Source organism: Pantoea sp. R13S299 (assembly GCF_048515925.1).
Taxonomy (GTDB): Bacteria; Pseudomonadota; Gammaproteobacteria; order Enterobacterales; family Enterobacteriaceae; genus Pantoea.
This window is the reverse complement of the sequence record NZ_JBLYEF010000002.1, coordinates 174,759-192,327: the sequence shown is the minus strand read 5'-3', so window position 1 is coordinate 192,327 and position 17,569 is coordinate 174,759. Positions and strand designations below refer to the sequence as shown.

Annotated in this window: 23 protein-coding genes; 11 read left to right on the top strand and 12 right to left on the bottom strand. The window is 53.5% G+C overall.

The window, feature by feature from the left end:
• Positions 1-96 precede the first annotated feature (96 nt).
• Entirely contained in the window at positions 97-573 is a 477-nt protein-coding gene (greA, locus tag ACN1CO_RS11895; RefSeq protein ID WP_003851087.1) for a transcription elongation factor GreA, read from the bottom strand.
• A gap of 247 nt (positions 574-820) precedes the next feature.
• Between greA and dacB the strand changes: the two genes are divergently transcribed.
• Positions 821-2,254 (top strand): serine-type D-Ala-D-Ala carboxypeptidase, encoded by a 1,434-nt coding sequence (dacB, locus tag ACN1CO_RS11890; protein ID WP_033743117.1) that lies wholly within the window; start codon positions 821-823, stop codon positions 2,252-2,254.
• 171 nt (positions 2,255-2,425) lie between these two features.
• On the opposite strand, the gene cgtA is transcribed toward dacB, so the two are convergent.
• The 3 genes from cgtA to rplU form a co-directional block, all read right to left on the bottom strand.
• The gene (gene cgtA / locus ACN1CO_RS11885; RefSeq protein ID WP_003851092.1) at positions 2,426-3,598 is read right to left on the bottom strand and encodes an Obg family GTPase CgtA; all 1,173 of its coding nucleotides are present in this window, start codon (positions 3,596-3,598) and stop codon (positions 2,426-2,428) included.
• Positions 3,599-3,840: 242 nt separating this feature from the next.
• Positions 3,841-4,098 carry a 50S ribosomal protein L27 gene (rpmA, locus tag ACN1CO_RS11880; protein ID WP_003851093.1) on the bottom strand — a complete coding sequence of 86 codons (258 nt, stop codon included), beginning with the start codon at positions 4,096-4,098 and terminating at the stop codon, positions 3,841-3,843.
• Positions 4,099-4,113: 15 nt separating this feature from the next.
• Positions 4,114-4,425 (bottom strand): 50S ribosomal protein L21, encoded by a 312-nt coding sequence (gene rplU, locus ACN1CO_RS11875; RefSeq protein ID WP_008925416.1) that lies wholly within the window; start codon positions 4,423-4,425, stop codon positions 4,114-4,116.
• 256 nt (positions 4,426-4,681) lie between these two features.
• On the opposite strand from rplU, the gene ispB reads away from it, so the two are divergent.
• Both ispB and ACN1CO_RS11865 read left to right on the top strand, forming a co-directional pair.
• Positions 4,682-5,653, top strand: a complete 972-nt coding sequence (gene ispB, locus ACN1CO_RS11870) for an octaprenyl diphosphate synthase (RefSeq protein WP_419139128.1) — start codon at positions 4,682-4,684, stop codon at positions 5,651-5,653.
• A 238-nt stretch (positions 5,654-5,891) separates the two neighbouring features.
• Positions 5,892-6,176 (top strand): helix-turn-helix domain-containing protein, encoded by a 285-nt coding sequence (locus tag ACN1CO_RS11865; protein ID WP_419139127.1) that lies wholly within the window; start codon positions 5,892-5,894, stop codon positions 6,174-6,176.
• Positions 6,177-6,248: 72 nt separating this feature from the next.
• On the opposite strand, the gene murA is transcribed toward ACN1CO_RS11865, so the two are convergent.
• The 8 genes from murA to ACN1CO_RS11825 form a co-directional block, all read right to left on the bottom strand.
• Complete coding sequence (murA, locus tag ACN1CO_RS11860; protein ID WP_419139126.1) at positions 6,249-7,508, bottom strand: UDP-N-acetylglucosamine 1-carboxyvinyltransferase; 1,260 nt, start codon at positions 7,506-7,508, stop codon at positions 6,249-6,251.
• A gap of 66 nt (positions 7,509-7,574) precedes the next feature.
• Positions 7,575-7,832 carry a BolA family iron metabolism protein IbaG gene (gene ibaG / locus ACN1CO_RS11855; protein ID WP_003851098.1) on the bottom strand — a complete coding sequence of 86 codons (258 nt, stop codon included), beginning with the start codon at positions 7,830-7,832 and terminating at the stop codon, positions 7,575-7,577.
• Between the two features lie 113 nt (positions 7,833-7,945).
• A complete protein-coding gene (gene mlaB / locus ACN1CO_RS11850) occupies positions 7,946-8,251 on the bottom strand; it encodes a lipid asymmetry maintenance protein MlaB (RefSeq protein ID WP_010251883.1) in 306 nt (101 codons plus the stop codon).
• Positions 8,251-8,886 (bottom strand): phospholipid-binding protein MlaC, encoded by a 636-nt coding sequence (gene mlaC / locus ACN1CO_RS11845; protein WP_419139125.1) that lies wholly within the window; start codon positions 8,884-8,886, stop codon positions 8,251-8,253. The genes mlaB and mlaC overlap by 1 nt, the downstream gene beginning before the upstream one ends.
• Before the next feature lie 15 nt (positions 8,887-8,901).
• A complete protein-coding gene (gene mlaD, locus ACN1CO_RS11840; RefSeq protein WP_283546434.1) occupies positions 8,902-9,447 on the bottom strand; it encodes an outer membrane lipid asymmetry maintenance protein MlaD in 546 nt (181 codons plus the stop codon).
• A gap of 4 nt (positions 9,448-9,451) precedes the next feature.
• Complete coding sequence (gene mlaE / locus ACN1CO_RS11835; protein WP_090963895.1) at positions 9,452-10,234, bottom strand: lipid asymmetry maintenance ABC transporter permease subunit MlaE; 783 nt, start codon at positions 10,232-10,234, stop codon at positions 9,452-9,454.
• Between the two features lie 4 nt (positions 10,235-10,238).
• Positions 10,239-11,054 carry a phospholipid ABC transporter ATP-binding protein MlaF gene (gene mlaF / locus ACN1CO_RS11830; protein ID WP_090963892.1) on the bottom strand — a complete coding sequence of 272 codons (816 nt, stop codon included), beginning with the start codon at positions 11,052-11,054 and terminating at the stop codon, positions 10,239-10,241.
• A complete protein-coding gene (locus tag ACN1CO_RS11825) occupies positions 11,026-11,283 on the bottom strand; it encodes a hypothetical protein (RefSeq protein ID WP_419139124.1) in 258 nt (85 codons plus the stop codon). Before ACN1CO_RS11825 ends, mlaF begins: the two co-directional genes overlap by 29 nt.
• Between ACN1CO_RS11825 and ACN1CO_RS11820 the strand changes: the two genes are divergently transcribed.
• From ACN1CO_RS11820 to hpf, 8 genes are read left to right on the top strand one after another with little or no spacing between them, the layout of a single operon-like run.
• Complete coding sequence (locus ACN1CO_RS11820) at positions 11,282-12,262, top strand: calcium/sodium antiporter (protein WP_419139123.1); 981 nt, start codon at positions 11,282-11,284, stop codon at positions 12,260-12,262. The genes ACN1CO_RS11825 and ACN1CO_RS11820 overlap by 2 nt on opposite strands.
• Before the next feature lie 16 nt (positions 12,263-12,278).
• On the top strand, positions 12,279-13,262 hold the full coding sequence (kdsD, locus tag ACN1CO_RS11815; RefSeq protein ID WP_419139122.1) for an arabinose-5-phosphate isomerase KdsD: 984 nt from the start codon (positions 12,279-12,281) through the stop codon (positions 13,260-13,262).
• Positions 13,263-13,275: 13 nt separating this feature from the next.
• Complete coding sequence (gene kdsC, locus ACN1CO_RS11810; RefSeq protein WP_419139121.1) at positions 13,276-13,842, top strand: 3-deoxy-manno-octulosonate-8-phosphatase KdsC; 567 nt, start codon at positions 13,276-13,278, stop codon at positions 13,840-13,842.
• Positions 13,839-14,411, top strand: coding sequence for an LPS export ABC transporter periplasmic protein LptC (gene lptC / locus ACN1CO_RS11805; protein ID WP_419139120.1), 573 nt, complete (start codon positions 13,839-13,841; stop codon positions 14,409-14,411). The genes kdsC and lptC overlap by 4 nt, the downstream gene beginning before the upstream one ends.
• The gene (lptA, locus tag ACN1CO_RS11800) at positions 14,386-14,937 is read left to right on the top strand and encodes a lipopolysaccharide ABC transporter substrate-binding protein LptA (protein ID WP_419139119.1); all 552 of its coding nucleotides are present in this window, start codon (positions 14,386-14,388) and stop codon (positions 14,935-14,937) included. The genes lptC and lptA overlap by 26 nt, the downstream gene beginning before the upstream one ends.
• A gap of 5 nt (positions 14,938-14,942) precedes the next feature.
• Positions 14,943-15,668, top strand: coding sequence for an LPS export ABC transporter ATP-binding protein (gene lptB, locus ACN1CO_RS11795; RefSeq protein ID WP_090963883.1), 726 nt, complete (start codon positions 14,943-14,945; stop codon positions 15,666-15,668).
• Between the two features lie 48 nt (positions 15,669-15,716).
• Positions 15,717-17,150, top strand: a complete 1,434-nt coding sequence (gene rpoN / locus ACN1CO_RS11790; RefSeq protein WP_090963881.1) for an RNA polymerase factor sigma-54 — start codon at positions 15,717-15,719, stop codon at positions 17,148-17,150.
• Positions 17,151-17,171: 21 nt separating this feature from the next.
• Positions 17,172-17,459 carry a ribosome hibernation promoting factor gene (hpf, locus tag ACN1CO_RS11785; RefSeq protein WP_090963879.1) on the top strand — a complete coding sequence of 96 codons (288 nt, stop codon included), beginning with the start codon at positions 17,172-17,174 and terminating at the stop codon, positions 17,457-17,459.
• The last annotated feature ends 110 nt before the right edge of the window (positions 17,460-17,569 follow it).

Below are 17,569 nucleotides of genomic sequence, written 5' to 3'. Positions count from 1 at the left end.
AAAGTGACATGCTCTTACCTCAGATAAAAGGCCGCGATGCGGCCTTTTTCTTTTCTTTACATTGTGCTTTAACGCTTTTTCCGGCGTAGCACCATCTTAAAGGTATTCGACCTTCAGGATCTCATACTCAACGTCGCCGCCGGGGGTTTTCACGATAGCCACATCATCGGCTTCTTTACCCACCAGGCCACGCGCCATTGGCGAATTGACCGAAATCAGATTTTGCTTAAAGTCCGCTTCGTCATCGCCCACGATGCGATACGTTGATTCTTCGTCGGTCTCGACATTCAGCACGGTCACCGTTGCGCCGAAAATTACGCGGCCGGTTTTAGGCATCTGGGTGACGTCGATCACCTGCGCATTGGAGAGTTTGGCTTCAATCTCCTGAATACGGCCTTCACAAAAACCCTGCTCTTCACGTGCAGCGTGATATTCCGCGTTCTCTTTTAAATCGCCGTGTTCGCGTGCGTCAGCGATAGAGGCGATAATGCGCGGGCGCTTCACGGTTTTCAGCTCGTTCAGCTCTTCGCGCAATCTTTCAGCGCCTCTTAACGTCATCGGAATCTGATTCATTTAAGCTCCTCGCCATCTTTCCTGTTAACGATGTCATCCTGACTGGTGACTGCAGAAAAAAGCGTTCTGCGGCGCATTAGCCCGTTTTGCAAATAAAAGAATCCTGACCCGGAAATGCTTCCAGACCAGAAAAGAGTTTTGCAATTTGATACGTATTTTACCCCAGAGTTCACTGCGGGTCATCGTTTACTTTGCACCGTCCGGCAACGTAGTATTGACGCCCTCACCTGCCAGTTACCGCGAGATTATGCGATTTTCACGACTTGTTACCGGATTAAGCTGCGCATTTATGCTGCAGGCACACGCAGCGCCAGTTGATGAATACATGCAGTACCTGCCAGACGGTGCCAATCTGGCGCTAATGGTGCAGAAAGTGGGTGCATCAACACCGATTATTGATTACCACGGAAAACAGATGGCCCTGCCCGCCAGTACCATGAAAGTGGTGACGGCGCTGGCGGCATTACTGGAACTGGGTGGCGACTTCCGTTTTCAGACTACTTTTGAGACTCGCGGCGCCATTATCGATGGCACCCTGAACGGCGATTTAGTCGCACGTTTCGGCGGTGATCCGACCTTAACGCGTCAGGATCTGCGCAACATGGTCGCGGCGATTAAGAAGCAGGGCATTAACCATATTAAAGGCAATCTGGTTATCGATACCTCCGTGTTTGCCAGTCATGACATGGCGCCGGGCTGGCCGTGGAACGATATGACCCAGTGCTTCAGCGCCCCGCCGGGTGCGGCGATTGTTGATAAAAACTGCTTCTCGGTGTCGCTCTACAGCGCTAATACGCCGGGTGAAAATGCCTTTGTGCGCATCGCCTCCTATTATCCGGCGCATATGTACAGCCAGGTCCGCACCATCGGCCGCAATAGCGGCGAAGGGCAATATTGTGAACTGGATGTGGTGCCGGGCGAGCTGAACCGCTACACGCTGACAGGCTGTATGCGCCAGCGTGCTGAACCGCTGCCACTGGCCTTTGCGGTACAGGATGGCGCGGCCTGGGCAGGCGAGATCCTCAAGGCCGAATTACGGTCGTCAGAGATTGATTACAGCGGGCATCTGGTGCGTCAGACGCAGGTCACGGAGCCAGGCACTGTACTGGCATCGACCCAGTCCGCGCCGCTGCATACGCTGCTGCATACCATGCTGAAGAAGTCAGACAACATGATTGCCGACACGGTGTTCCGCACCATTGGTCATCACTACTTCAACGTGCCGGGTACCTTCCGTGCCGGGCAGGATGCAGTTCGTCGTATCCTGAAAGCGAAAGCCAATGTCGACATGGGCAATAGCATTCAGGTCGATGGTTCCGGCCTGTCGCGCCATGACCTGATTTCACCGCAGACCATGATGCAGGTGTTGCAGTTCATTGCGAAGAATGACAACACGCTGGATTATATTTCGATGCTGCCGCTTGCTGGCTATGATGGCACGCTGCAATATCGCGGCGGTCTGCATGAAGCAGGGCTGGATGGCAAAGTCTCGGCGAAAACCGGCTCACTGCAGGGCGTCTATAACCTGGCGGGCTTTATCACCACCTCAAGTGGCGCGCGGGTGGCGTTCGTTCAGTTCCTTTCCGGTTATGCGGTGCCGCCGGAAGATCAACGTACCCGTCGTATTCCCCTGGTGCGTTTCGAGAGCCGACTCTACCGCGATATCAATCAGAACAACTGATTATGCAGTAATAAAAAACGCAGCAGGCGACCAACCTGCTGCGTTTTTTTATGGCTGAACACATCAGAAGCGGATATGAGTGTCGCGTTGAATAGCAGGCTCCAGAAAGAACAATGCCCCCTTTCATTCCTGAAAGGGGGCATCCTATATCATGCTGTAGCAGACGCGCGGTTAACGCTGATAGATGATTTCAACGCCTTCGTCGTCTTCATCATCCCAGTCGTCATCCCACTCTTCATCTTCCACTTCAACCGTGTTTTCAATGGTTTCTTTGTGGTAATCGTCCCACATGAACTCCACTTTCTCCGGCTGTTTCTCTTCAAGCTCGGCTTCTTTCGGGTTGGCGTTGATGAAACTCATCACGTCCCAGCAGAGTTCGTTGACACCAGTACGGCTTGCGGCAGAAATCAGATAATACTTATCTTCCCAGCCCAGTGCTTCAGCAACCGCTTTGGCACGTGACTGCGCTTCTTCTTCACTGATCAGATCAATTTTGTTGAAGACCAGCCAGCGTGGCTTGTTAAACAGCTTCTCGCTGTACTTTTCGAGCTCGCCGAGAATGATCCGGGCATTTTCAACCGGATCGCTTTCATCAATCGGATCGATGTCGATCAGATGCAGTAATACGCGGCAGCGCTCAAGGTGCTTCAGGAAGCGAATGCCAAGACCTGCGCCATCTGCTGCGCCTTCAATCAGGCCAGGGATATCGGCTACGACAAAGCTCTGCTCGCTGTCCATACGGACTACGCCCAGGCTTGGCACCAGCGTGGTAAACGGATAGTCTGCCACTTTTGGTTTAGCGGCCGACACGGCACGGATAAAGGTCGATTTACCGGCATTCGGTAAACCCAGCATCCCGACGTCTGCCAGTAACATCAGCTCCAGCTGCAGATCGCGCTTTTCACCTGGGGTACCCATGGTTTTCTGGCGTGGACTGCGGTTCACTGACGATTTGAAACGGGTGTTGCCCAGGCCATGCCAGCCGCCTTTGCCGACCATCAGCTTCTGGCCGTGACGCGTCATGTCGCCCAAAGTTTCGCCGGTACCCTGATCGATAACCCGCGTGCCGACCGGCACTTTAACTTCGATATCTTTACCGCGTTTACCGGTACAGTCGCGGCTCTGGCCGTTCTGTCCACGCTCGGCACGGAAAGATTTTTCGAAACGATAATCGATAAGGGTATTGAGGTTTTCATCAGCGATTAAATAAACGTCACCGCCATCACCGCCATCACCCCCATCAGGGCCGCCTCTCGGGATATATTTTTCGCGGCGGAAGCTTACGCAACCATTACCGCCATCACCGGCGACGACCAGGATTGTCGCTTCATCTACAAACTTCATTTTCTATCTCCGTCACACAATCGCCTGCAGCACTCTGCAGACGGGTCCGCCAGGGTCTTCTGCGCTGACCAGCGGCGGATAAATCAGGATTGGCTTTCGCCAGTGCGTACATAAAGTGTACAGCAAACTTTTGTGATGCGTCGCTTTTACGGCAACAGACCGCAGAATGTAAAAAGCCCCGCAGGAGCTGCGGGGCCTTCAATTCGTGCGTTCAGACGTTAAACGTCTGCGTCACGACAACCTTACTCAGCAACGATGCTGATGTATTTACGGTTGTTCGGACCTTTAACTTCGAACTGTACTTTACCGTCTGCGGTAGCAAACAGGGTGTGGTCACGACCACAACCTACATTGGTACCGGCGTGGAATTTGGTGCCACGCTGACGAACGATGATGCTACCTGCCAGAACAGATTCGCCACCGAAACGTTTTACACCCAGACGTTTTGCATTGGAGTCACGACCATTTCGAGTCGAACCACCAGCCTTTTTATGTGCCATTTGTCAGATCTCCTCTTACGCCGTGATACCAGTGATTTTCACATCAGTGAACCACTGGCGATGGCCTGCTTGCTTACGGTAGTGCTTACGACGACGAAACTTAACAATCTTAATTTTCTCGCCACGACCGTGAGCAACAACTTCTGCCTTGATCATTCCGCCTGAAACCAGTGGCGCGCCGATTTTCACGTCTTCGCCATTAGCAATCATCAGAACCTGGTCAAACTCAATCGTTTCACCGGTTGCGATGTCCAGCTTTTCCAGGCGAACGGTCTGACCTTCGCTTACTCGGTGTTGTTTACCACCACTTTGGAAAACCGCGTACATATAAAACTCCGCTTCTGCGCTTGCCTTTTAGTTCATCAGGCGGCGCGCTAAATATTCACAATAGGGCGCGAATTCTACGCAAAACTCCAGAAGAAGACAAGAGCACTTTGCACACTCTTGCAGAAAAAAAACACAGGCTGAATGCAACCGTTTCTCAGGCCCAAAATTCAAGTACAATCAGTAACAGATTACCTGAACGCTGGCTGGGTAAACCACTTACCATGGCAGAGATAACGAGTCATAGCTGAAAAGACGAATGAACTTAGAACAGATTAATGAATTAACCGCACAGGATATGGCTGCCGTTAACCAGACCATCCTCGACCAGCTGAATTCAGATGTCTCGCTCATCAACCAGTTGGGCTACTACATCATCAGTGGTGGGGGCAAGCGTATCCGTCCCATGATTGCCGTGCTATCTGCACGAGCCATGGGCTACAAGGGCGACCTGCACGTGACCAATGCGGCGCTGATCGAATTTATCCACACCGCCACGCTGCTGCATGACGATGTCGTGGATGAATCCGATATGCGTCGTGGCAAAGCGACCGCGAACGCGGCGTTTGGCAATGCGGCAAGCGTGCTCGTCGGTGATTTTATTTACACCCGCGCCTTCCAGATGATGACCAGCATGGGTTCGCTGCGTATCCTGGCGCTGATGTCAGAAGCGGTAAACGTAATTGCTGAGGGCGAAGTCCTGCAGTTGATGAACGTTAACGATCCCGACATCACCGAAGAGAGCTATATGCGCGTGATTTACAGTAAGACTGCGCGCCTGTTTGAAGCGGCCTCGCAGGCCTCTGCGATTCTGGCTGAAGCCACTCCAGAAGAGGAAAAGGCGCTGCAGGATTATGGGCGCTATCTGGGTACGGCTTTCCAGTTAATTGACGATTTACTGGATTACAGTGCTGACGGCGAGACGCTGGGTAAAAATACCGGCGATGACCTGAGTGAAGGCAAACCGACGCTGCCACTGCTGCATGCGATGCAGCACGGCTCGCCTGAGCAGGCGAAGATGATCCGTGAAGCCATTGAGCAGGGAAATGGCCGCCATCTGCTGGAACCAGTGCTGGAAGCGATGAATCAGTGTGGTTCGCTGGAATGGACGCGCAACCGCGCCGAACAGGAAGCGGATAAAGCGATTGAAGCCCTGCAAATTCTGCCTGAATCACCGTGGCGCAGCGCCCTGGAGTCACTGGCGCACATGTCTGTTCAGCGCGATTTCTAATCCTATACGGAGCCTGCCAGGCTCCGTTTTTACATCCCCGCTCTCACTTCTCTTTACTCCCTCTTAGCTGTTGCATTCCTTTTACGTGCCATCACGCAGACCAGACGCTGGATCCAAATATAACTGGAAATTAATGGAATCTATTTGCTATAAAAGACTTGTTCTTTCCAGATAACAGTAAAGAGGAAAGCCAACATCCCGCAGGACGACGCAATGACAAGGAAAAGGAGAACTGGTTATGGAAAAAAGGATGGAAGACTGGCATCCGGCTGACATTATCGCTGCGCTACATAAGCGTGGTATGACTCTGGCAGCGCTGTCACGCGCAGCAGGTCTGAGTTCATCAACGCTGGCTAATGCGCTGACACGTCCCTGGCCAAAAGGCGAATGGCTGATCGCCGACGCAATCAAGATTCACCCGAGTGAAATCTGGCCCAGCCGCTATTACGATCCCGATACCCACTGCCTGCTGGATCGCAAAAAACGTATCCGGACGCCTGCGGATCACTCTGGCCGCGCCTGAGATCCCAGCCGATCTTCAGGCGAAAAAAAACCAGCCCCAAAAGGGGCTGGCTCTTTCAGCGTATCAGCGGGATTACTCTTCGCTAACGCGCTCGATGTTCGCGCCCATCGCTTTCAGTTTATCTTCGATGTGCTCATAGCCACGATCGATATGATAAATGCGATCAACGAACGTCGTTCCTTCCGCGATACAACCCGCCAGAACCAGACTGGCCGAAGCACGCAGATCAGTCGCCATCACCTGCGCGCCTGACAGGGTTTCAACTCCATGACAGATCGCGGTGTTGCTCTCGATCTCAGCATGTCCGCCCATACGAATCAGTTCCGGGATATGCATGAAACGGTTTTCGAAAATGGTTTCAGTAATCAGGCCCGTGCCTTCTGCGACCATGTTTAACAGGGTGAACTGCGCCTGCATATCGGTCGGGAAACCCGGATGCGGTGCGGTGCGCACGTTGACCGCTTTTGGTCGCTTGCCGTGCATATCCAGACTGATCCAGTCTTCACCGGTTTCGATGTCGGCACCCGCATCACGCAGCTTAGCCAGCACAGCGTCCAGCGTATCAGGCTGGGTTTTGTGACACATCACTTTGCCGCCTGAAATCGCAGCCGCTACCAGGAAAGTACCGGTTTCGATGCGATCTGGCAGGACGCGGTAAACACCGCCACCCAGACGCTCTACGCCTTCGATGGTGATTTTATCGCTGCCTGCGCCACTGATTTTGGCACCCAGGGTATTCAGGAAGTTGGCGGTATCGACAATTTCCGGCTCACGGGCCGCATTCTCAATCACGGTCGTACCGGTCGCCAGGGTCGCAGCACTCATGATGGTGACAGTTGCACCGACGCTGATTTTGTCCATGACGATCAGCGCGCCTTTAAGGCGACCATTGACTGACGCCTTAACGTAGCCCTCTTCCAGTTTGATCTCGGCACCCATCTGTTCCAGACCCGTGATGTGCAGGTCAACCGGACGCGCGCCGATAGCGCAGCCGCCAGGCAGGGAAACCTGACCCTGACCAAAACGAGCCACCAGCGGGCCCAGCGCCCAGATCGAGGCACGCATGGTTTTGACCAGATCGTAAGGGGCACAAAATACATCTACCGCGCTGGCATCGACATGCACAGAACCGTTGCGTTCCACCTTCGCACCCAGCTGAGTAAGCAGCTTCATGGTGGTATCAATGTCGCGCAGCTTTGGCACATTCTGGATCTCTACCGGCTCTTCGGCCAGCAGGGCAGCAAACAGAATAGGAAGTGCGGCGTTCTTCGCCCCGGAAATGGTTACTTCACCACTTAAACGGGTGGGGCCTTGCACACGAAATTTTTCCATTAACACGGCTCTCAATTAACTCGCTAAAAATTGGACTCGCCCACGGCGAGTTCACCACGCTGGGGATCAGAAACCGTTGAGTTTACGGTCACGCGCCCATTCAGCGGGAGTGTAGGTTTTGATAGAGACAGCATGCATGCGGTTATCCGCGATGAATTCCATCAGCGGCGCGTACACAGCCTGCTGCTTTTTGACGCGGCTCAGTTCGCCAAACAGTTCGCCTACGGCGATCACCTGAAAATGGCTGCCATCATTGCTCATCACATGAACTTCGTCTAAAGGCAATGCGGCCATCAGCACGGCCTGAATTTCACTGTTTTCCATTGGGCTTAACTTCACTTAATAATAATAAGGCTGACATAGTAGAGGAAAGCGGCTGACTCTTAAATACGCAAAAGCCCCTGTCGAAAACAGGGGCTTAGCATAACAACCGGAAATCAGGCGCTTTTATCCGCAGAAACAATAATCTGTTGCAGATTGTAAAGCGTAATCAGCGAGTGCAGTTTGTCGCTGATGCCCGTAAAGCGTGGCGTGATACCCTGCGCCCGTGCGATTTCCCGCAGGTGCACCAGCAGGGCGAGACCGGAAGAGTCAACACGCTCTAGCGCTGCGACGTCGATGGTATCGACATCTTTAATCAGCGTCTCGCGTTGCTGCCACAGGCTCATCAACGTGTCGCGATCCAGTTCGCCTTTCAGTAACAGCGTGCTGGCTTCCCGCTCCCAGCGTAACGATTCGTGCATTATTGTTGTTTATCCAGCGTGATCGGCTGTGCCGCAGAAGACTTCAGTTGTGCCGTCAGACCATCAATACCTTTGGTACGTAACAGATCGCTCCACTCATTTTGTTTAGTGGTGATCATGCTGACGCCTTCGGCGATCATGTCATAAGCCTGCCAGTTACCGGTCTGGCTGTTTTTACGCCACTGGAAGTCGAGACGAACCGGTGGACGGCCATTTGGATCGATAATTGAGACACGAATGGCGACAATCTGGGCATCGCCCAACGGCTGCTCAGGCTGAATCTGGTAGCTCTGGCTGTTATAGAGTGCCAATGCCTGACCATAAGCCTGCGCCAGGTAGTCACCAAAGGCGCTGAAGTAGGCTTCGCGCTGTGCAGGTGTTGAATCACGATAGTAGCGGCCCAGCACTAACGCGCCGGCATATTTGATCTGCACATAAGGCAGCAGCTCCTGACGCACAATTTCACGCAGGTAGTTCGGATCCTGTTTGATTTTTGGCTGCTCATTTTTCAGACGGGTGAACGTCTTATTTGCTGCTTCGTTCATGAGCTTGTAAGGATTGCTCTGATCGGCTGCGGTCGCCGTCAGCGGTACTGCAACCACCAGCATGGCAATCATCAGTAAACGTTTAAACATATTATACCCTCTTCTTTAAGGTTGAGCCGGTGCCGCAGGCGCAGCACTGTCGCCTTCCTGCGCATCCTTGTTGTCACTTTTTTGTTTGTTATCGCCGCTCTTATAAAGGAACTGGCCGATTAGATCTTCAAGCACCATGGCTGACTTCGTGTCACGCAGCGTATCGCCATCTTTCAGCATCGCCGAACCGAGTTCAGGATCGTCAAAGCCTAAGTTCAGCGCCAGGAACTGCTCACCCAGCAGACCCTGGGTCCGGACAGCCAGCGAGCTGGTGTCTGAGATTTTATTCGCATACTGATCGCTGATCTCCATGGTGACACGCGGCAGCAACGTTTTCGGCTCAAGCGCAATTTCTGTTACCCGGCCAATCACCACACCGCCGATTTTGACCGGCGAACTGGCTTTCAGGCCGCCGATATTGTCAAAGGTAGCGTAGAGTTTCCACGTCGGCTCTGTGCCCATCGACTTTAAATCGGCGACGCGCAGACAGAGAAACAATGCGGCGATCAACGCCATAATCATAAAAATGCCAACCCAGATTTCGCTTTTTTTGCTTTGCATTGCATCAATTCCCAAACATCAGTGCTGTCAGCACAAAATCCAACCCGAGCACCGCCAGTGAAGCATGTACTACGGTACGCGTTGTCGCGCGACTGATCCCTTCAGAAGTGGGAATCGCGTCATAGCCATTAAAGAGGGCAATCCAGGTGACCGTCACCGCAAATACGGCGCTTTTGATGATGCAGTTAACGACGTCGGTCCGGAAATCGACCGCGTTCTGCATGGCTGACCAGAAGAAGCCGGGATCGATTCCCTTCCAGCTCACGCCAACCAGTGCACCGCCAGCGATACCGACCGCGGTGAAGATCATTGTCAGTAGCGGCATGCTGATAAAACCGGCCCAGAAGCGCGGCGAAACGACGCGGCGCAACGGATCCACCGCCATCATCTCCATACTGGAGAGCTGTTCAGTAGCTTTCATCAGCCCGATTTCAGCCGTCAGTGCCGATCCTGCCCGTCCGGCAAACAGCAGCGCGGTGACAACCGGCCCCAGTTCACGCAGCAACGACAGCGCCACCAGCATACCCAGACTGGTTTCGGCACCATAGGTGTTCAGCACCAGGTAGCCCTGCAGTCCGAGTACCATGCCGATAAACAGACCTGAAACCACAATAATCAGTAACGACAATACGCCAACACTATAGAGCTGTTTGATCAGTAGCGGCGAGTGTCTGCGGAACGCGGGTTTTCCCACCAGCGCGTGAAACAGCATTAATCCTGCGCGTCCAAAACTGGCGCACGTTTCAATTCCCTGACGACCGAATGACGCCAGCGCCTTCAAGACCATCTGATTAGTTACTCCCTGAGCCGGTTAAATCAGCGAGATAGTCGCCGGCAGGAAAACGGAATGGAACCGGACCATCCGCATGGCCATCGATAAACTGGCGCACGCGTGGGTCATTATTCTCTCGCAGTTCAGGCGTGGTGCCGTGTGCGATAATTTTTTGTCCGGCCACGATATAGGCATAGTCCGCGATACTCAGTACTTCCGGTACATCGTGCGAGACCACAATACAGGTCAGGCCCAGAGCATGATTAAGTTCGTCGATCAATTTTACCAGCACGCCCATGGTAATGGGATCCTGTCCGACAAAGGGTTCGTCAAACATGATCAGCTCCGGCTCAAGCGCAATCGCGCGCGCCAGGGCTACACGGCGTGCCATACCGCCTGACAGCTCAGCCGGTTTCAGCTGAGCCGCGCCGCGCAGGCCCACCGCTTCCAGCTTCATTAATACGGTGCTGTGCAGAATCGGGGCGGGCAGACGAGTGTGTTCGCGCAGCGGCCAGGCGACATTTTCATAGACCGTTAAGTCAGTAAACAGGGCGCCAGACTGGAACAGCATGCTCATTTTCTTGCGCGCTTCGTACAATTTAGCGCGAGACAATGACGGAATGTTTTCGCCACGGAAAAAAATTTCACCGCTGGTTGGCTGAAGTTGCCCCCCAATCAAGCGTAGCAGAGTGGTTTTTCCTATCCCCGACGGTCCCATTATCGCCGTTACTTTGCCTTTCGGCACGGTCAGCGAAATGTCGTCGAAGATGGTGCGATCTCCGCGCGAAAAACTCACGCCACGAACCTCAACCAGATTCGTATGCTGCTGGATCATTATTACCTCTTGTAAGGATCGGGCGTAAACATGGGGTACGATGGTAGCCTGTTCGGTCCTGATTCACGATAGCTTTACAGAAACTTACCGCTAAGATTTGGCGAAAATGGTCATTAAATTTACTTTTGCCGTTCAGGCGGTCAAAATCAGCGCCTGTCTCGCCAAACAGAACCTTAAACCGGTCGGAAATGGCATTGCCGGCCTGGGTTTTTATGCAAGGATTTTTCATGTTCGTAGCTTCTGCACTGCTGATTATCGGTTTGCTTTTACTGGCATATGGTGCCGATCGTCTGGTGTTTAGCGCCTCTATATTGTGCCGATCGTTTGGCATCCCGCCACTGATTATTGGCATGACCGTTGTCAGCATCGGCACCTCACTGCCAGAGATGATCCTCTCATTTTCTGCGGCGCAGCATGGCCAGATGGATCTTGCTGTTGGCACCGCGCTCGGCTCGAATATTACCAACATATTATTGATCCTGGGCGCCGCTGCACTCATGCACCCGCTGAGCGTCCATTCTAATCTGATACGCCGTGAACTGCCGTTGATGTTGCTGGTTACCCTGCTCAGCGGAGTCATGCTGTTTGACAATCAGCTTAGTCGACTGGATGGAATTGGCCTGATCGCCATTGCCGCTATTTATCTGATGGTGGTGATTCGCATTGCGCGTAAGGCCGAACAGGACAATAACGATACACTGACCCGCGAGCAGCTGGCTGAGTTGCCTCGTGAAGAGAGCGGAAATACGGTGGCTTTTCTCTGGCTGGCCGTCGCGCTGATTATCCTGCCGATGTCGACCCGGATGGTGATCGACAATGCCACCGCCTTTGCCGACTACTTTGGCGTCAGCGAACTGGTGATGGGCCTGACGCTGATCGCCGTGGGCACCAGCCTGCCTGAACTGGCAACGGTCATTGCGGGCGCGCTGAAAGGTGAAGACGATATCGCGATCGGTAATCTGATCGGCGCCAACATTTATAATATTGCCATTGTGCTGGGCCTGCCGGCGCTGATTCACCCCGGCAGCGTCGACTATCACGCTTTCGCCCGCGATTACTGGGTGATGCTGGGTGTCAGTGTACTGTTTGCTCTGCTCTGCCTGCTGCGTCGCCGACGCGTTGGCCGCACGGCAGGCTTATTTTTACTCTGTGGTTTCTTCGTCTGGGTGACGCTGCTGTGGATGCAGCCGGCATTCATGGACGGCTAACAAGGACAGACTCACTATGTCATATCAGCAACCAACAGCATTTAATTTCCAGCAGGCGGGAAAAACCGTCCTGCGCATCGAGCGTGAAGGACTGGAACAGCTCGATCAATATATCAACGAGGATTTCGCCCGCGCCTGCGCCCTGATCTACGCCTGCCAGGGGAAAGTGGTGGTGATGGGCATGGGCAAGTCTGGTCATATCGGCAAAAAAATGGCGGCGACCTTTGCCAGTACCGGCACACCGGCCTTTTTTGTGCATCCGGCTGAAGCCAGCCACGGCGATCTGGGCATGGTAAGCAAAAATGATGTGGTCATCGCTATCTCCAACAGCGGCGAGTCGAACGAAATCCTCGCGCTGATTCCGGTATTGAAACGTCAGCATATTGCGCTGATCTGCATGACAGGACGACCTGACAGTGCGATGGCCCGGGTTGCCGATGTCCATCTGTGTGTCCATGTTCCGCAGGAAGCCTGCCCGTTGGGTCTGGCTCCGACCACCAGCACTACGGCCACGCTGGTGATGGGTGATGCACTGGCGGTTTCGCTGCTGGAAGCGCGCGGATTCACAGCGGAAGACTTTGCCCTCTCCCACCCAGGCGGTGCGCTGGGCCGTAAACTGCTGCTGCATGTGGCTGATATCATGCACAGCGGCGATGAGCTGCCGCACGTCACGCGTGATGCCTCACTGCGCGATGCGTTGCTGGAAATTACCCGCAAAAATCTGGGACTGACGGTCATCGTCGACGGTCTGATGAAAATTGAAGGTATCTTTACGGATGGTGACCTGCGCCGCATCTTTGATATGGGCATCGATTTCCAGCGCGCTACCATTGGAGAAGTGATGACGCCAGGTGGCATTCGCGTCCGGCCAAATATGCTGGCGGTTGAAGCCCTGAACCTGATGCAGACTAAAAACATTACCTCGATTCTGGTGGCCGATGACGACCGTCTGCTCGGTGTGGTACATATGCATGACATGCTGCGCGCTGGCGTAGTCTGAACAGGAAGAGAAAATGCAACAGGCAACTCCCCCGATTGAAACCTGCTATGGCCCGGTCACTGCTGACGTTATGGCGCGCGCCAGCAAGATTCGTCTGCTGATCTGCGACGTCGATGGCGTGATGTCCGACGGGGTGATCTACATGGGGAATAATGGCGAAGAGCTGAAGGCATTCAACGTGCGGGACGGTTACGGCGTGCGCTGTTTGCTGACCTCCGATGTGGAAGTGGCTATTATTACCGGCCGCAATGCCCGCCTGATGGAAGATCGCTGCAAAACGCTCGGCATCCGTCATCTTTATCAGGGACAATCCGATAAGCTTTTGGCCTATCGTGAACTTCTGGATAAACTGTCTCTTTCCGGCGAACAGGTCGCCTATATCGGTGACGACCTGATCGACTGGCCGGTTATGGCGAAAGTGGGATTAAGTGTGGCGGTGGCGGATGCACATCCTATCCTGCTGCCACGCGCGCATTATGTTACGCGGATCGCCGGTGGACGCGGTGCGGTTCGCGAAGTATGTGACCTGATCTTAATGGCGCAGAACAAATTTGAGGATGCCAAAGGGCAATCAGTATGAGTAAAAGCAGGCGTTGGATAACGCTGATTCTGACCTTGATTGCACTGGTTTTGATCGGCTGGAATCTTACTAACCAGGATGACGATGGCACCCCAGTCGATACGGGCAGTCAGTCGCCGACCTATACCAGTGCGGATTCACACACTGTGGTTTACAACCCGCAGGGCGCGCTGTCATATAAACTGGTCTCTGACAAAGTGACTTATTTCTCGGATGAGGAGCTGAGCTGGTTCGAAAATCCGGTGATGACCACTTATGATGAGAACAAAATTCCTACCTGGACGCTACGTGCAGATAAAGCAAAGCTCACCAAAGATCGTATGCTTTATCTGTATGGCCATGTTGAGCTGAATACGCTGACGCAGGATTCTCAGCTTGAGCGTATTAAAACGGATAACGCGCAGATCAATCTTGTCACTCAGGACGTTACTTCTGATGACCAGGTGACATTGTATGGCCGCAGTTTTAACTCCATCGGCATGAAAATGCGCGGCAATTTACGGACAAAAAACGCCGAGTTAATCGAGAAGGTCAAAACCTCATATGAAATTCAAAATGAACAAAAATAGCCTGAAGCTTTTACTGGCCAGCATGTTGCTGGCAACCAGCGTTCCGGCGCTTGCCCTGACCGGTGACTCGGATAAGCCCGTCAATATTGACTCGCAGAATCAGGCGCTGGATTTGCAGGGCAATGTCGCGACCTTTACCGGCAATGTCATCGTGACGCAGGGTTCAATCAAAATCACGGCGGATAAAGTCGTGGTGACCCGTCCTGGCGGCGACAGCAAGAAAACCATCGTTGATGCCTACGGTAACCCCGCTACTTTCTATCAGATGCAGGACAGCGGCAAACCGGTTCAGGGCCATGCCTCAAAACTGCACTACGAACTGGCTAACGATTTCGTTGAACTGACTGGCAATGCTTTCATTGAGCAGCAGGACAGCAACATCAAAGGCGATCGTATTACCTACCTGGTAAAAGAGCAGAAAATGCAGGCTTACAGCCAGGGCCAGAACAAGCGCGTCACCACCGTCCTGGTGCCGTCGCAACTTCAGGATAAAGGTACGTCCAACACCGGAAAGAAGAGTAACTGATAGCTATGGCCACATTAATCGCAGAAAACCTGGCGAAGGCATATAAAGGCCGTCGCGTGGTAGAAGATGTCAGTCTGCAGGTAAAGTCCGGCGAGATTGTCGGCCTGCTGGGTCCGAACGGTGCCGGTAAGACCACCACCTTTTACATGGTGGTGGGCATTGTCCCGCGTGACGCTGGCCGCATTGTTATTGATGATGAAGATATCAGTATCCTGCCACTGCATGCACGTGCGCGTCGTGGCATCGGCTATCTGCCGCAGGAGGCGTCGATTTTCCGTCGCCTCAGCGTCTACGATAACCTGATGGCGGTACTGCAGATTCGTGATGATCTGACCGAAGAGCAACGCCAGGATCGCGCCCGTGAACTGATGGAAGAATTCCACATCGAGCACCTGCGCGACAGCATGGGTCAGGCACTTTCAGGTGGTGAGCGACGTCGTGTTGAGATCGCGCGCGCGCTGGCCGCTAATCCTAAATTCATCCTGCTGGATGAGCCTTTTGCCGGTGTTGACCCGATCTCCGTTATCGACATCAAGAAAATCATTGAGCATCTGCGTGACAGCGGCCTCGGCGTGCTGATCACCGACCATAACGTACGTGAAACGTTAGCGGTCTGTGAGCGGGCTTATATCGTCAGCCAGGGACGCCTGATTGCGCATGGCACACCCAATGAAATTCTTGCGGATGAGCAGGTTAAGCGGGTTTATTTGGGTGAAGAGTTCAGACTCTGATAAGGTGTCGTTAATACCGATGTTTACCTGGGAACTACCATCCTGTCTATGAAGCAAGGTTTACAACTCAGGTTCAGCCAACAGCTGGCAATGACTCCACAATTGCAGCAGGCGATTCGTCTGCTGCAACTCTCTACGCTTGAACTCCAGCAGGAGTTACAGCTTGCACTCGAAAGCAATCCGCTGCTTGAGCAGACTGATCTGCATGAAGAGATCGACTCCCGGGAATCGTCGGAGTCTGAGGCGCTGGATACACGGGAAGCGCTTGAGCAGAAAGAGATGCCCGATGAACTGCCGCTGGATGCCACCTGGGATGAGATCTACACCGCGGGCACGCCTTCCGGCACTGGCACCGATTATCAGGATGATGAGTTACCGGTTTATCAGGGCGAAACCACACAGTCACTTCAGGACTATCTGATGTGGCAGGTCGGACTGACGCCTTTCAGTGACACCGATCGCGCTATTGCCACTTCTATCGTCGATGCTATCGATGACACCGGATATCTCACCGTTTCGCTTGAGGAGATCCTCGACAGTATCGGCAACGATGAGCTTGAAGCGGATGAAGTTGAAGCGGTGCTGAAACGCATCCAGCGCTTTGATCCTATTGGTGTTGGCGCGCGCGATCTGCGTGACTGTCTGCTGGTTCAGCTGTCGCAATATGCGCCTGAAACGCCGATGCTGGCAGAAGCACGCCTGATCGTCAGCGAACATCTCGACCTGCTGGCCAATCACGATTTCCGTAGCCTGATGCGGGTGACGCGCCTCAAAGAAGAGGTGCTGAAAGAGGCGATGCTGCTGATTCAGTCCCTGGACCCGCGTCCGGGTCAGTCGATCAACACCAGCGAGCCGGAGTATGTCATTCCCGATGTGCTGGTGCGTAAAGTCGGCAGCCGCTGGACGGTTGAACTCAATGCCGACAGCGTGCCGCGCCTCAAGATTAATCAGCACTATGCGGCAATGGGCGGCGCGACGCGCAACGACAGCGACAGCCAGTTCATTCGCAGCAACCTTCAGGAAGCCCGCTGGCTGATTAAGAGTCTGGAAAGCCGCAATGATACGCTGCTGAAAGTGACGCGCTGCATTGTTGAGCAGCAGCAGGCGTTTTTCGAGCAGGGTGAAGAATTTATGCGTCCGATGGTGCTGGCGGATATTGCCCAGGCCGTTGAGATGCACGAGTCGACAATTTCCCGTGTGACCACGCAGAAATATCTGCACAGCCCGCGTGGCATTTTTGAACTGAAGTACTTTTTCTCCAGTCACGTCAATACTGAAGGGGGCGGCGAAGCCTCCTCGACAGCGATTCGTGCCCTGGTGAAGAAATTAATTTCGGCGGAAAATCCAGCCAAACCCTTGAGCGACAGTAAACTGACCTCCATGTTATCTGATCAGGGGATTATGGTGGCACGGCGTACCGTCGCCAAATATCGTGAGTCTTTATCCATCCCGCCATCGAACCAGCGTAAACAACTGGTTTGAAAGAAATGAGAAGGAAGACCTATGCAGCTGAACCTGACCGGGCAACACGTTGAAATCACTGCGCCTCTGCGTGAATTCGTTAACGGTAAATTTGCCAAACTGGAACACTATTTTGAACATATCAATCAGGTCTATATTGTCCTGAAGGTTGAGAAAGTCACTCAGGTGGCGGACGCAACCCTACACGTGAATGGTGGCGAGCTGCACGCCACATCCGAAGCGGAAGATATGTATGCGGCAATTGATGGGTTGATCGACAAGCTCGCCCGTCAGCTGACCAAACACAAAGATAAACTGAAAAAACACTAACCTTCACGCTAGCGACGCGCGCCTCGCGCGCAGAGCCGACAGGATGGGGCGGATAATCCGCCCCGTTTTGTCATCTGAGCAAGCGCCGTTTGTCTCAGGCGTTAAGACGC